Source organism: Paraburkholderia sp. CHISQ3 (assembly GCF_030464945.1).
In the GTDB taxonomy this organism is placed as follows: domain Bacteria; phylum Pseudomonadota; class Gammaproteobacteria; order Burkholderiales; family Burkholderiaceae; genus Paraburkholderia; species Paraburkholderia megapolitana.
Genome location: NZ_JALPRG010000011.1, coordinates 20,265 through 34,167, shown reverse-complemented (window position 1 = coordinate 34,167; position 13,903 = coordinate 20,265). Strand labels below are relative to the sequence as shown.

General features: G+C 55.0%; 10 protein-coding genes. 6 read left to right on the top strand and 4 right to left on the bottom strand.

What is annotated here, in order from left to right; all coding sequences use genetic code 11:
• Position 1 precedes the first annotated feature (1 nt).
• The 4 genes from M0D65_RS24165 to M0D65_RS24155 form a co-directional block, all read right to left on the bottom strand.
• A complete protein-coding gene (locus M0D65_RS24165; protein ID WP_266254898.1) occupies positions 2 to 1,549 on the bottom strand; it encodes a hypothetical protein in 1,548 nt (515 codons plus the stop codon).
• Positions 1,546 to 3,396: a hypothetical protein gene (locus tag M0D65_RS24160; protein ID WP_266254897.1), complete on the bottom strand. Its 1,851-nt coding sequence runs from the start codon at positions 3,394 to 3,396 to the stop codon at positions 1,546 to 1,548. The genes M0D65_RS24165 and M0D65_RS24160 overlap by 4 nt, the downstream gene beginning before the upstream one ends.
• A 366-nt stretch (positions 3,397 to 3,762) precedes the next feature.
• On the bottom strand, positions 3,763 to 4,284 hold the full coding sequence (locus tag M0D65_RS33175; RefSeq protein ID WP_367619339.1) for a class I SAM-dependent methyltransferase: 522 nt from the start codon (positions 4,282 to 4,284) through the stop codon (positions 3,763 to 3,765).
• Between the two features lie 68 nt (positions 4,285 to 4,352).
• The gene (locus M0D65_RS24155; protein ID WP_266254896.1) at positions 4,353 to 4,925 is read right to left on the bottom strand and encodes a hypothetical protein; all 573 of its coding nucleotides are present in this window, start codon (positions 4,923 to 4,925) and stop codon (positions 4,353 to 4,355) included.
• A 1,479-nt stretch (positions 4,926 to 6,404) separates the two neighbouring features.
• Between M0D65_RS24155 and M0D65_RS24150 the strand changes: the two genes are divergently transcribed.
• The 6 genes from M0D65_RS24150 (at position 6,405) to M0D65_RS24130 (ending at position 13,860) form a co-directional block, all read left to right on the top strand.
• Positions 6,405 to 6,809 (top strand): helix-turn-helix domain-containing protein, encoded by a 405-nt coding sequence (locus M0D65_RS24150; RefSeq protein WP_266254895.1) that lies wholly within the window; start codon positions 6,405 to 6,407, stop codon positions 6,807 to 6,809.
• Positions 6,810 to 7,092: 283 nt separating this feature from the next.
• Positions 7,093 to 7,737, top strand: a complete 645-nt coding sequence (locus M0D65_RS24145) for a TnsA endonuclease N-terminal domain-containing protein (protein ID WP_266254894.1) — start codon at positions 7,093 to 7,095, stop codon at positions 7,735 to 7,737.
• A gap of 14 nt (positions 7,738 to 7,751) precedes the next feature.
• The gene (locus M0D65_RS24140; RefSeq protein ID WP_266254893.1) at positions 7,752 to 9,713 is read left to right on the top strand and encodes a DDE-type integrase/transposase/recombinase; all 1,962 of its coding nucleotides are present in this window, start codon (positions 7,752 to 7,754) and stop codon (positions 9,711 to 9,713) included.
• Entirely contained in the window at positions 9,703 to 10,641 is a 939-nt protein-coding gene (locus tag M0D65_RS24135) for a TniB family NTP-binding protein (protein ID WP_266254892.1), read from the top strand. Before M0D65_RS24140 ends, M0D65_RS24135 begins: the two co-directional genes overlap by 11 nt.
• Positions 10,613 to 12,151 (top strand): TniQ family protein, encoded by a 1,539-nt coding sequence (locus tag M0D65_RS33170; RefSeq protein ID WP_367619338.1) that lies wholly within the window; start codon positions 10,613 to 10,615, stop codon positions 12,149 to 12,151. Before M0D65_RS24135 ends, M0D65_RS33170 begins: the two co-directional genes overlap by 29 nt.
• Positions 12,148 to 13,860, top strand: a complete 1,713-nt coding sequence (locus M0D65_RS24130) for a hypothetical protein (RefSeq protein WP_266254891.1) — start codon at positions 12,148 to 12,150, stop codon at positions 13,858 to 13,860. The genes M0D65_RS33170 and M0D65_RS24130 overlap by 4 nt, the downstream gene beginning before the upstream one ends.
• The last annotated feature ends 43 nt before the right edge of the window (positions 13,861 to 13,903 follow it).

Genomic DNA, 13,903 nt, shown 5'->3' with positions numbered 1-13,903 from the left:
ATCAGCCCGCATAAGGGTTCTCTACGTACGCACATGCGTCGGACAAACGCTTCAGCAGACCTAGACTGCCGAGACGGTGCTCAAGTCGAAGGGCATTTTGCTGGAAGGGCTTTTTGTCGATCGCATGCATGGACTTCGCGCGTTCAGCTTCGCGCTCACCGAAGACGAGTCCGTAACGATCGTATAGATGTGATAGAAGCTCACTGAACTCGATGCGCCTTTTGACGTTAGTGAATATCAGGCACTTCAGGAAGTGATCAGAGGGCGCGTAGCGGAGGCGGTTCGTCCCCCTCTTCGACACCAGTCCTATCCCGCGCCCTAAGCTACGATGCACTTGACCGAAGTGCTGTCGATGCCTTTCTTTTGCTTCCTGACGAAACTGCTTCAAAAGGTCGTCGGGGTCGTTGACCTGATTTTCGTCACTCCAGCGAAATAGCACTTGGAGCACGTTGCGCCGGCTGTTCAACCTGTCTGTCGCTGACCCCTGAACGTTCCATCCCGCGTGTGTTTCCGCGCGCGATATTAATTTGTCCAAGGCCTCTACTGACAGCAAGCTGTTGTCTTCGAAGCTTTCGGTTGACAGCTCACGAACTAATCCTTTTCGTGGCGCCACGACTTCGCAGATGATGGCGGGCTTGGCTTCGGTGCCGACGATGTTGGCGCTTGTATGAAGCTGGTACAGCAGGAGGCCAAACGCCCCCGCGTTGACGAGATAGGGCATAACGTCGAAGCCCGGCAATTGGAGCCGAAGTAGCTGAAGCCAGTCTTCTGCGATCAGATCGAATACTGGATGGCTATCGTATGGCAAAAAGGCAGCAACTCCGCGTCGTGTGCCGTTTTCCGGCGCCGCAGGCTGGAGGCGCTCGATGAGCTGATTCCACTTGTTGCCGTGATCGAGAACGCGTGAAGGAAATAGTTCCGAAAGCTCTGCCCGCAAGTTAGAACGAGCGAGCATGTGATAGAGCAATTCGCCGCTGCGACCAAAATTGACATAGTCACGCGAAATAGTTTCATCTTTGATGGACAAGTCCTCAAAGATGGCCGCCGGTCCAAAGGGGAAGATAAATCTGGAGCTCCAGCGTTTGTTGCTGCTGCCCTCCACGACGCAAGACCGAAGTGCCTTGATTAAGGTGGCGAAATCATGAAATGACTCGAAGCGGTCACGCAGATAGCGGAAGGACCGTTGTGCGGCGTCAAGTCCACGCGCATTTGCGTCAATCCACGTGAGCCACTTGTCCCAGGCTGTTGCGCTGTCGCCACAGGAATCAGCGATGCGGGCGATCTGTTGTTCGTTATTGAACAGAATGTTCCGGAGATGTACGCGACCAAACGCTGTGTATTCGGAAGGATACTGTGACCTATCAAAATCAAAGAGGTAGCCACCCCGGTATGCGGATGCCGCTACGCAGAGGAACTCAAGAAAAGTCAGCCACGGTGACTGTTGGTCCCAAAGACGATGTCCCCAAAACTGTTCCTCAAGCCACATGTTTTCACGTTCACGATCCGCGACGGCCGGCGTTGGTAAATTGCGTGTTGGCGTGTAGTTCATAGCAGCACCGCGATCTGACGGTCCCTCGCCGCGCCAGTGGCGTCCAGCTCAAGCGTCGTGAATGTAATCTCTCCGTCGCGCGCAAACTGCCCGTTCCTACCTTGCAGCTCTCGCATCAGTTGGCTCTTGAAGGCCATTACGTCTTCGAAACATTCCTTCGAGAAGCTACTCGGCATTGCCCCTTCGGCAACTCGACTTAAGTATTCGTATCGGGTTAATGTCATCACAAAATCTGTCGATCGTTGGTTGCCCAGTGATACGCGCAACACGGGGTGCCCGCCGTCAAAAAGCAACTCAACGTGTTCCCCCGTATGTTTTGGTTGAACCGATATGCGTTCTTCTAGAAATCTTGACACGCGAGCTTGGGAAAGAGATGCGCTGGAGGCTACATACAGTTCATTCTCGACACTCACAAGCATTCCCGTAAAAATTCGATTGATACCTTTGACGAGCCGCCCGACCAAACCTCGCCGTACGATTCGGTTTTCTCCAAGGGGTGCTAGGACCTGATCGAGATACTCACCGCCGTAGCGGAAGACGGTGAGGTTCCAAAGATCGACTTCGTCGACCTCACTCTCCGGCACTTTGAAGAAGAGTGCCTGTCGTTGCGCTATCAACAGTTGCAGAAAATCATCCGCCGCTTCATCGCCTTCGTCGGTGCCTTCGATGTAAGCTCGCTTGGCCGCTACATAACTGGCGTCTGCGCCATAGAATTGGTCCGACTTGATCAGCGAATCGAACTGCTGCTGCAGTCGCTCGTGCGATTCGCCGAAAATGAGAATGTTGTCAATCCGGTTAGTCGTTTCGTATCCAATCTGGAAACGCGCCAAATACTCGAATATCGCGGTATTGGCCCGTCGGCTGGGCGGGATGTTGGTTCCAAATATGTTGCTGTAAACACTTGCATGACGTCGCTCTCCTGCCGCGATCACCTTTGGCACGTCTGCAGCGCTCATCAGATGATCTTTGACGTTGCGGTGACCGAGCACCGCATTCGTTAGCAGGATGAGAATCTGTCGGACCGGTACATGAAGTCCATTCTGATCACACAGTTCGAGCAATGCGCGAAGTCTCTTGCGTACAAGTGGTTCAGCCAGCAGTTCCACATTGCGCCGGATCGGACAGTCGTCTCCGAATAGCTGATCAGGTGCACCCGCTTCTTCCCGGCATTGTTGCCAGCCGGCGTGCGAAAGAAACGCATCCAGCGCAAGGTCAAAAAGCCCGGCCGAGCTCCCACGGGACAGGTTAAAAAGAGACAGAGAAACGTCGTCAATATGCTCTCGTCCCGAGACAAGCAGTTCCTCCACAATCTCTTTCGCCCTCTGCGAATCAGGCGAGGTGGGAAGTCGTCTGAGGGTTTCAGCGAGCTGTCCGTCGTTGGCTGCGACCAGAAAAATGTCGTCAGGCTGCGGCTCAAAAAAGGAGCGGCAAAACTGCGTCATGAGTGCCAGCTTTTCTTCCGGCCAATCACTGCCTTGTAGCGGAACCCACGCACTGAGATCTCGGAGTACATGTAATCGTACGACTCGATCCGGAGCAACATGTATCGGGAGCGTAAGGTGAGTATCCTGCCCAGCCCACTGGGTCGGATCTCCATTGAGATGTTCCCAGATTCGACCGCAAAGAAAGGTTTTGCCATCGCCGGCGGTCCCGGTCAGGACGACTGCGCCGCGCAGAGGGTTTCGCTGGAAACACTGCCTCAGCTCCTCTTCGTAAGGATGAGCAAATAGAATTTGAGGGATGCCGGTCTTTCTCGATCGACGTCGCAAATTTTCATCGTAAAGGTTATCTTTCGTGGGAATTGGCCCGTATTGCCGAAGAAAGTTAATCCATTGTTCCCCATTCACTCTCGGTCTCCCTCGAAATCAAGACTTTGTAGAAGCTGTCGATTCCTGCCCGAGGAATCCAATCCGGTCAACAAACTCAACCCGGTATAAGTTCGGGCGTCAGTACATGTGCCACCCATCCCCCGCCGCTCTCGGCTGTTGGGCAAGAGGCAAACACCAGAGGTCGAACGCGCGATGGGGTGACGCCTGATACTAGAACGAAATACGTCGAACAAGCTAGTGCTGGTCGTGCGTCATATATATCGGCGCAAGTTCGAGAACTCTTTAATTGCCGGCCCCCGCCCGCCGCTTCCCAAGGATTCTCCGCCGACCCGCGCAGCGTAGCCCTTGTCTTTGCAATTAGCAGGCCATTGGAGAGCAATTGGATCAGGCTCGAGAGAGCACGACCTTCACCCATCGAACGTCCCCACGGCGCAATGAATCCCGCGATGGGCGACCAACGTAGCACGGCTTAAGTCCTGAAGCGGCTGCCTGCCGCACGAGCTCGCTACTGGAGACTGGAAACATGGTTCGCTCGGGATCCGGTGTGCCAAGGCGAAGTGTCATTGCGAGATACCCCTCGGGCTCCAAAAGTTCAGCAAGCGTCTTCAAGGACTCAGGGCGGTCGTCTGGGGATATGTGCATCCATATCGCACTCAGTAGGATAAATGCGTATCGCGTGCGCAGCGCTTTCACCGTCCTGAGTTCTGGCAGTGAGTCATCAAGCCATTCGATCGAAAGCCCACCGTGGTGTTGTTCCGCCAACGTCCGTAAGCCGATGCTGGGCTCCACTGCTGTCACCTTGTAACCCCGCAGGGCCATCGCTGCCGCGTCTCGTCCTGATCCCGCTCCAACATCAAGGCATCTCCCTCCGTCTTTTGGCAGGAAGCGAAAAAATACCTTGTGCATGGATCGGAACTCGAGACTCTCGTATGTCTCGAAAAAACGTCTACTGTGTTTGTTGTACTGCGTCCATGCTAACGCTCGCATTTTTTCTGCTCGCTTAGAGGGGAGGCCGTATAGATGCTGAAAAGGGGAGCAGTTGTAACGCTCGACTGAAGACAAACGGGCGCGATCGGTGCCATTGGTGACGTAACAGACGCTTTCTTGTCAAAGAGCGAGGGAAACCACGTTCCCATCGCGCCACCAATTGCTGCGGCGGCCAAGGCAGTGCTCCAGCAGATAATAACGGTACGTCGGAACCTGTCCTGATTTGTTAGGTTAGCGAAGCTCCTCTGATGAGCGATGTGCATGCCGATGATGGATCTCAACCTCCAGAGGGTGATAATTGTGAGGACGTCGACGATTGCGGAGAAAGTCAGCAGGAATCTTCGTGTCGTCTCGTCATTGACTAAGGTCGCGCCATACCACAGGCCGCCAGTTATCCCAATCGCCAGGCCGGGTACCTGCCACATTAGTTGGTTCAACGACCGCAGATGCTGTCCTGCCTCGAGGTATTGGAGCTCTTCTTTTCTGTAGGCCCATTTTCGCTCTTCCAGTTCAAGAGCATGAAGATGCCTGATTTCTTCGTCGGTCTGTGGTTGAGGCATAGTGATTGGTGAAGTGGTCAGCCCAAGCGCAACGTTAGCTTCGGTTTATCAGAAGTCGGGCCGACAGTTCACCGAAGTCTCCGCCCGAACGAGTTCATGCCGGCGCCGCGCTTCACTATATTACCTACAACCGCACAAGGTCGATGAAGTGCGGCCACCCATTTTTTCGAGGGATCGTTTTACTGCACGCATGTTGTCGCGTGACAGTCAGCAAGTACGGCGATAGGGTTCGCCGGGCCACGCAGCATGCGATTGCGTGCGTGGACCGATCTTCGCCGCCGGGCCGCTGACATGGTCATTTTTCTCTTGCCCATCAAGCTGATGTGCGGGCCATGTGGCCGTGCAATCAATTGATGGCCGAGATGTCGTCATTCTGCGATATGCTCGTTTGTGCGGTGTATCAACATATCGTTGTACCGTATGCGCAAACTCGGGGTCGCGCGTACAAAACGCGTCCCTTGTATTCCGAAATGCCAAAGACTCTGCCCACCAAAGGCTGACAAAACGTCCAGAGGCAACATTGGTGTTTGCGGACGCTGACATGCAGCATACATAGGCTAGTTCCGGAACACGGAGATGTTCGTTGTCGCAAGTTCATCAGCTACAGTCGGTCTGCGTCCCAGGCCGGCAACGGAAGTTGGGGGCTCGCGGCGCTTCAGGCCTCAGGTACCTTTTCTGGGGGCATTTCCGAAATGGTGATGTGCGCGGTACAGCGCCTGCACGCCATTTGCGCGATTATTTAATTCTCCTCCTCGCCGCAGTCGAGGCGCGCTCAATGCGGGCCAGCTCCAGCAGGGGTGTTTTGTTGGTCAGCCCTTATCGATGCTAGTAATACCCGTGCCTTCCACGGCTGCCACCGGGGCTCCGAGCGAGCGTTGGGACACGCCCATTGGCCAAGTTACGCTTGACTGCTAGGCCTCGCTCCTGATGTGTTCGCTGCCAGGTTCAAGGCGCGAGTTAAAACTCTCCGGGAAGCAGACACGCACAGCCGCGACGTTTTAGTACGTCAGCTTCAGGCGGTATATCAGATGCGAGAACTGGTCCTGCGATCGTTACGGCCACTCCTTGGCCCTGAGGAAGGTAACTCCCATGGCTCAAATCTCCCCTAGCCGACGTGTCGTTCCGAAGCCCGTTGTATTTGAGAACGGCCGCAGTAATCCGCCGCTTTCTTGCACACTATCTGGCGCTATTTTTATGCATCTCACCGATGTTTGGGCGAAAAATTTCATCAATTTCCGTCAGACATGCATCGAGGGAATATATTGAGAATTTTTTCTAACTCTATTGTGCGTTCAATACGCTATTTAAAGAATTCGTTCTGTAAATGGGTCAAAAAAATATTTGAAAAATGACTCGATTCGATACGCGAAAAATATGTGATTTTTATCCATCTCCTTTCTCACGAATAACTCGTTGACGGCCTGTCACGTCGCTCCTACTCTCACGAAATCCGCACACAAATTGTCTTCAACTTTTTAAGTGACAGATTTCGGAAAATTCGTTCAAACGCGCCGGAAAGTGCTCAAGCTTACGCAGACGCAACTGGCTCGCCAGCTCGGCGTCGATGCCACGATCATCAGTGGAATCGAACGTGGAGTTCGCACACCAAGCGACGTTGCTTTTATTGATCAGTTGGGAAGAGCGCTGGCACTTGATTCGGATGGCCAGCATGAACTAAAGGCTGTTGCGGAAAGCTCCAGGCGCATGCTGCGCCTGTCGGAACCTCTGCCGCTTTACAAATTTCAGGTCATCTCGGCTTTGGTCGGAGATCACGCTTTGACCAAAACGGATATGGAGACGATCGCGAAAGTACATGCGGCGATCATTCAGATTCGAAACGCTACGGCGGGAGCCGTCGGCATCGACAATGGAGGGTCTATATAGAACGAAAGCGCCACCAACCAGAATAGAAGGCCAGTAGCGCTTTCGGGATCAGAACGTAAAGATTCGCTTCCTTGACAGGGCCGAGTCTCCATCTACCTGACCACTGCGTCAAGCCCTTCCTTTCGCCTGCAATTTGCGCTCCCTCGGGATTCGATCTTTTTTCATCGAATCCCCGATGTCGCTCGCCCATTTTCGAGTCGATATTTGACGGCAATTTGTCGTCAGGGAGGGACGCGTCCCCTGAAAAGTGAGCGTCTGTCTGCAGACGCGATGGAGAAAACTCGTGCCTAAAAACCCTCAAATCCTAGCCAGTCAACCCTCTTCGGGTCGAACGCGCCGCATCGTCACGGTTTCAGGCCGCGGCGTGCGGGGGACTTTCCCGAGTCGAAAGTCGGACAGGCCCACCCAGTATGAAAGCCTCGTTGAAGTGATGGTGCTGCGATTTCTGGAGGCGGCATCGTCAGTCAAGTCCATCGCGACCCAACCGCTAGTATTCAAATACACAGACGGCACAAGCCCGCGGCGTTATACACCTGACGTACAGATCGAGATCGAGCCCGCGATCGAAACGGTGTTCCTTGAGGTGAAGGACGACAGAACGTTCACCGCAAACTCAGAAGCCGCCACCCGGCTGAGGACGGCACTACCGCATCTTCGTCAACACGGACTCCGTCTGCATATCGTCCTTCGGTCCGACCTTGTCGCGAACGACCTGCCAGAACAGCTGGAACTTCTCTTCAGAAAGCGCCCACTTCGCGGCAGGTATCGCTCCCACGTCGACGCATCCATGTGGGATCCAGAAAACGGCACCGTTCCTCCCGCAGACATTCAACAGCAATGGGAGGACGCAAAGCGCCAATGTGACGATTTGCTCCGCCGGATCATGAATCGTGATCCGGATGATCTCCTGTCAGTCTCAACTCGCTAAGAGGAGCGTTAGCCATGGCCAATTTCATCAAGGATCAGATCATCTTCCGCGGCGAAGGCAAGTTCCGTCTCGCTCGCGTGCAGGGCGGCATCGCTCAACTGGAAAACATCACGACAGGGGAGTTCTCAAGTCACAACGAGGCGGACCTTCTGAATGAATACGTGCGGGGATATCTCAGGACAGCTACCCGCGGGCAATATCAACGCCCACCAAAACGCAATGCTGCCAAGGAGGCACTGGAGGCTGCCTACCCGCCCTCCGCGTCAGGTGATTCCGAGACACGCCGGCGAATGAACTATCTCACAGCGCTTGATCGCATCTGCGCGTTCGACGGCCGTCGGTCCGCGCTGCGTAAAGCGATTCACAAGATAGCTGTAGATCTGGATGACGCGAAACCACCCCATGAAACGACTGTATACCGCTGGCGCCGACGATACCTTATCGCGCAGCGTGATATTCGTGCAATTTTTGATCAAACCGGGCATCGGGGGGGCGCAGGGCAGTCGCGACTCGACCCTGTTGTTGAAGGCGTCGTGCACGACAAAATCGAAACGGCGTTTCTCAACAGCAAAAGTGGAACGGCGGAAGATGTCCACAACGCAGTATTCCTCGAAATCCAGCGCCTGAACACAACACGTATCGAGTCTGAGTGGCTCAAGGTTCCAGGATTGCGGACCATTCAAAGACGAATCGAGGGCCTCAGCGCATTTGAGCGCGCAATTGCCCGCTACGGTGAATGCGAAGCACAGCGCCGGTTCGCCGACCAGTCTTGCGCCCGCAAGGTATCCAGAATTCTTGAGATCGTTGAGATCGACCACACACCGATGGACATCATGTATACAGATGCCAGCGGCAGAGTGATCGATCGCCCGGTTTTCACCGTTGTGCTGGACCGATTTTCCCGGTGCGTACTCGGATTCTGCATCAGCTCAGCCGGGCATGGCGTTCACGCTGTATTCGAGGCGCTACGCCATGCCCTGATGCCCAAGGGCTATCTCAGGGACCAATTTCCGGAGCTACTCTCGGAATGGCCATGTCACGGTTGGTTTGAGCGGTTGCTGATGGACAACGGGCGGGAGTTCCATGCCCATGCGGTAGTCGATGCCCTGACGAACCTGGGCGTGATATGCGAATACGCGGGCTCGCGTGATCCGAACGACAAGCCGTTCGTTGAGCGATTTCTCAAAACGTTCAACTACTCCTTCATCCACAAACTCCCTGGAACGACGCTTGCAAAAATCCATCAACGGGTCGGTTTCAAATCTGAAGATGAAGCCTGCATTACGTTCGAGCAACTCAACGAGATGGTTCATGTCTGGATTACCTCCGTATATCACCTTCGACCGCATAGAGGTCTATCGGGACGGGCACCGATCGATGTGTGGAAGGAAAGTGCAGTTGCATTTCCGCCCGAATTGAAGTGCAACGCGGAGGATCTCAGTATTGAATTTGGCGAGTTCGCTGAGTCTGCACTACAGCACTACGGCATCGACTTCAACACATTCAGGTACGTATCCACGGAATTGCTTGCGCTACGCAGGATGCTGCCGGCCAGACAAAAAGTGCAGATCAAGGCTCCTTACGAAAATGCTGGCTTGATCTGGGTATGGGACCCGATCGAAAGCAGATATATCCGCGCCGACAACATCGATGAACAGTACAACAACCTGACGGTGGAGCAGGCGAAGGCGGTTGATCGCGAGTACGCAAACTCCGACCCCCACCGGAGAACCCGCGCAAACGCTCAGGAGACGATCCGCGAGAAAGCCAACGAGGCGATGCAATCGAAGAAGTCCAGGGTGCGCAAGCAGGGCGCCCGCCTGGCCCACACCACGTCGAAATCTGCCAATCGCCCTCAACCTGTTCCATCCGAACCGCGGACCGCTGCGTCGTCTGCCACTTTCACTTCGAACCCGGAGGAGCTTTCCGAGTTTGAAGTCGAATCCACCAGCGATGGGGTCCGCGATGAAAAATGAAAATCCCCGCGCGATCATCGTTAAGGATATCAGGTCCAGCTTCATTCACTTCCCTCACGTCAAGCGGATACTGGCTGCGCTGGACCGTATGTATGAGTACCAGTGCGGCAACGAGGAGGCTGAGCATATCGTGTTGCTCGGTGAATCCGGGGTCGGCAAATCGACTTTGCTCGAAAAGTACTCCAGGATGCACCCAGCCGTCGTGCATGAAGAGTTTACAGAGGTTCCGGTGCTTTACGTGGCGCTTGGTCAATCGCCGACACCCAGAAGCATGGCAGGTACGAGTCTGAAGGTGCTGGGAGATCCCAGATGGTATGTAGGAAAAGAGGTCGAACTGACCGACAGGTTAGTTTTCCTGATCAAACAATGCCGAGTCAGACTTGTGATCGTGGATGAGGCCAATCACCTGGTTGATCGGGGTGGAGAAAAAACACTTCATAACTCAGCCGACTGGCTCAAACGCCTCGTTGAAGCAACACGTGTGTCATTTGTGCTTGCCGGTATACCTCGAACCAGACGCTTACTGGAGACAAATGATCAGTTGCGTGACCGATTCCGTGAGGTCATCGAAATAGACCGGTTTTCGGTTGCAAACAGGTCGACCGAACACGAGTTCCGCAGCGTACTCAAGGTTTTTAAAGGATACCTCCGCGATCTTCCAACCATAGATATCTCGGGAGCGGCTATTGCCCGACTGTTCGCCTTCGCGACGGATGGGCGTTTGCGTGACATCCAGAGGCTTCTGGTACGTGCTGTCGAACTCGCGTACGAACGGCCCAGTCCCGGATTGACTGACGCAATTCTGGCTGAGTCCTTCCGGAGAGTTATCTACCCGGGATCCCCAGACAAGCGGAATCCTTTTCACAACGCATTCAACGAAACACCTCTGGTGAAAGCTCATGAGCCATTTGAACCTGTGCGGCGCTGATATGGATACTCGTCACGTTTCTGGATTACCACCCTGTCGCCCGAGGATGCTCCCGGACGAGTGGGTTGAAACCTATCTGTTCCGTGTCGCACGGGAAAATGGCATTCGCCGTCCCCGGCTAAGCGACATCGATCATTTTCGGCCGACATTATCAGCGACTGCGTTGAGCAAACCCGACGGCTACCCAATCTGGGGTGACACCACGTTGCCTAGATGGAGTGTAGTCACCCGCGTCAACAAAATCCGGTATTGCCCTGAGTGCATGATGCAGTCGAGACATATTCGTTCGCGCTGGCGCCTTACCGTACTTGACGTTTGCACTGTCCATTACATCCGTCTAAAGGACGATCTGGCAGAACCTGTGATGACAAGAGGCTACGGGCGGGAGGGCAGATACTTCGTTTCGGACGTTACGGATGAACAGCTCTGGGCTGGCGCGGTGTGCCCAATGCCCGGCGAGCGGCGATACGTTGAGCAAATGTGGTCGGGGTTCGAGCGGTCCATTGTTGACAATAACTTTCCGGGCGCCTTTGAACAACTAACATGTATCCTGGCCCTGGAGGCGTTGCTTGACGCTGTGCTGACTACGGTACGTGATCCGGAAACCCGACGGCTATGTACTACACGGTCGACCGAACTCGCCGCACTCGTCGAGAGATATCAGTTTCCCTTGACGGCAAGTCTCGATGGAATTCGCGCCTTCCTTGATCATATTACTGTGGTCTCGCATCGGAGTGTGGTGCTCCTGCGATTGCGCCGGATGTTGATTGACGAAGCACACAGACCCACGTGCTTCTCAACACTGCCGATCGTAGATTTACGGCAGCGACTTCTGATGGGGTCCCGCAAAGGCACCTCTGCGGCTCATGAAATTCCCCATCCTGACCATGACCAGTCCACTGGATATGTAAGTCTAGGAAAAGCCGCGTCCCTCATCGGTGGTCCGTCACGGCTCGTGAAGTGGCTCATCGATAAAGGGATCTGCCAGGGCGTTCGTGTTGTGCGAGTTAGCCAGAGACAACATACCTTTCTACCGTCTCAAGCGGTCGACGCATGCGACAGATGGCGGGCTTCGGTCGCGACGCGGAAGCAGGTGATGAATGAACTGCACATCGATGGAAGAGGATTTCTTGTTCTATCGAGAACAGGACTGCTTCGTCCAGTTTCGGTTGATTCGTTCAAGTTCTTTCGCCGATCTGATCTGGCTGATCTATGTCGACGACTTGAGCGCGTGTCCCATCCGTTTCCGTCAAATACCGCTCACCTGCATCCACTGCTGGGGGAATGGATTTCTCTCAGTGGGTGCTACAGACAGGTATCGACGGACGTGATGAACGAAGTCTTTAGCGGAAAAATCCCCATCTTCCGGCGGACCGGAAGCCCAGGGTTGTCGGCCTATTTCATTGATCATACTGCGCTCGAACGTGTGCGCCGACTCAGGATGGGAGAAGCGATAAGACATAGGCATCAGCAGTGCCCGTCTGGCCAGCTTTCATTGCTAACGCCATGAATGCCGAACAGATCTCCTGTTCAGACTGGCGCATTAAAGGAATCGCGTTGTTCAGCGGGCGGTTCCTGATGCGCCCCTCAGCAATCCGGGACGAAAGTTTTCCTGGCTATCGCCTGCGGGTTGCTGCTGCGAATGGACTGGCAAATCCCAACTGGCTCGGCTGTGTTGAGAGCAGTCTGCCGAAAACGCATGGTATTGCCCGCTGGTGTCCCCACTGTCTGGCCGAATCCGATTGCTACTGGCGTGAAAGCTGGTATGCCGGACCTGCTGCGTGTCTAAAACACTGCTGCTGGCTTACCGCGGCATGCGGTGACTGTCAACGTATGCTCCGCTGGAAGCACGTGCGCTTTGCAAACTGCGTGTGTGGCGCGCGGCTGCAAGATGTCGATGCATGCCCGTTTTCCGCCGAGCTCCAGCAACTGGTTGGCGACAGACAGGATTCAGATACTGGAGGGTTATCCGTTGGAGAGTGTTGGCGTCTGGCCCGATTCCTGGGCGCCCTGTCCCAGTTTGGGCTTTGTGGAAAACCATTGAAGAAGGCCTCACGTCAGGCAGAAAACATCGAGCAACTGATGGTGACTGCCGGCGCGTCACTGATCGTTGATCAGGCGGCATGTTTCGATTTGCTTGACCGCCTTCGTGCTCCTCCGGTTGGTGTGAGCAACGTCCCACTACTGTCGGAAGTTTTCCCGCATTTGCTCACCATGCTGAGGAAACGGCTAAATGAGGCCGAGCGTTGCTGGATGCTGAACCTGCTGGATGCATACGTCACGGATTCATCGCGCAACGTGTCGCCGGTGCTTTGGGAGCGCAAAGGTGTTGCCGGGCGGGCAGGCTGGGAGCCAGGTGGCCGGCAGAAGACACGAAACCCTGCCATTGCCACCGTGCTCGCGCAGACGGGCGTCATCGTACCGGTCAGACGAACCCGGGCAGGACGGCAGAAGTTCGTCATCAGCCGCACGGATCTACAAGGTCTTCAGAAAACCCAGCGTTCGCTTGTCACGCTGAAAACCGCAGCGCGATACGCCGGGATGTCCAGCAGACGTATTGAGGCACTGGCGAAGGCGGGTCTGATTACTTCAACCGCGACGCGGATCGACAAGAGGTCTATTGATCATCTGCTCGACAGCATCGTTGGTGCCTGTGCCCGGGATGCTCCAGCGCTCGACGATCCCGTTAGCGTGGCCGATGCCCTGCGTCTGTACGTTCCCGTTGAAGCTTCCGCGGTGTTCTTCGACCGGCTCGTTAGCGGCAACGTACGCCTTGTTCCGACCCGGATCAAGATGCCGATGCTCCGGCAGATCTTCGTTGACCGGTGCGATGTGGCTGCTTCCATACGGGTTGCCGTCGAATCGGGCTCAGCGCTATCTATCGTTGAGGCAGCGCGTCGGCTCAGCGTCAAGCAGGAAATGATGTACCACCTCGTCAACATAGGTCTGGTCAGGACCCGAACAGGCAAACTGCGCCGCCGGGCAGCGCGGGTCATCGAAGCTGATGACCTGCTGAAGTTCACCGAGCAATTTGCGCCACTGCTCACGATGGCAAAAGCAGTGGGAGTTTCTCCTCGCCAGGCCCCCGAGTGGGCGAGACAGAACGGTGTCGAGCTCATAACCGGGCCGTCAGTCGATGGTGGAAGGCAGTACTGGATCCGCAGGCCAGCCGGTGTAGACATCTCTCGCGGAGTAATACCTGCACGTGTGAAAGATTAATTTTTGAGGGGGCGGCTTAACCCGTTCCTGCTATCAGGAGTTC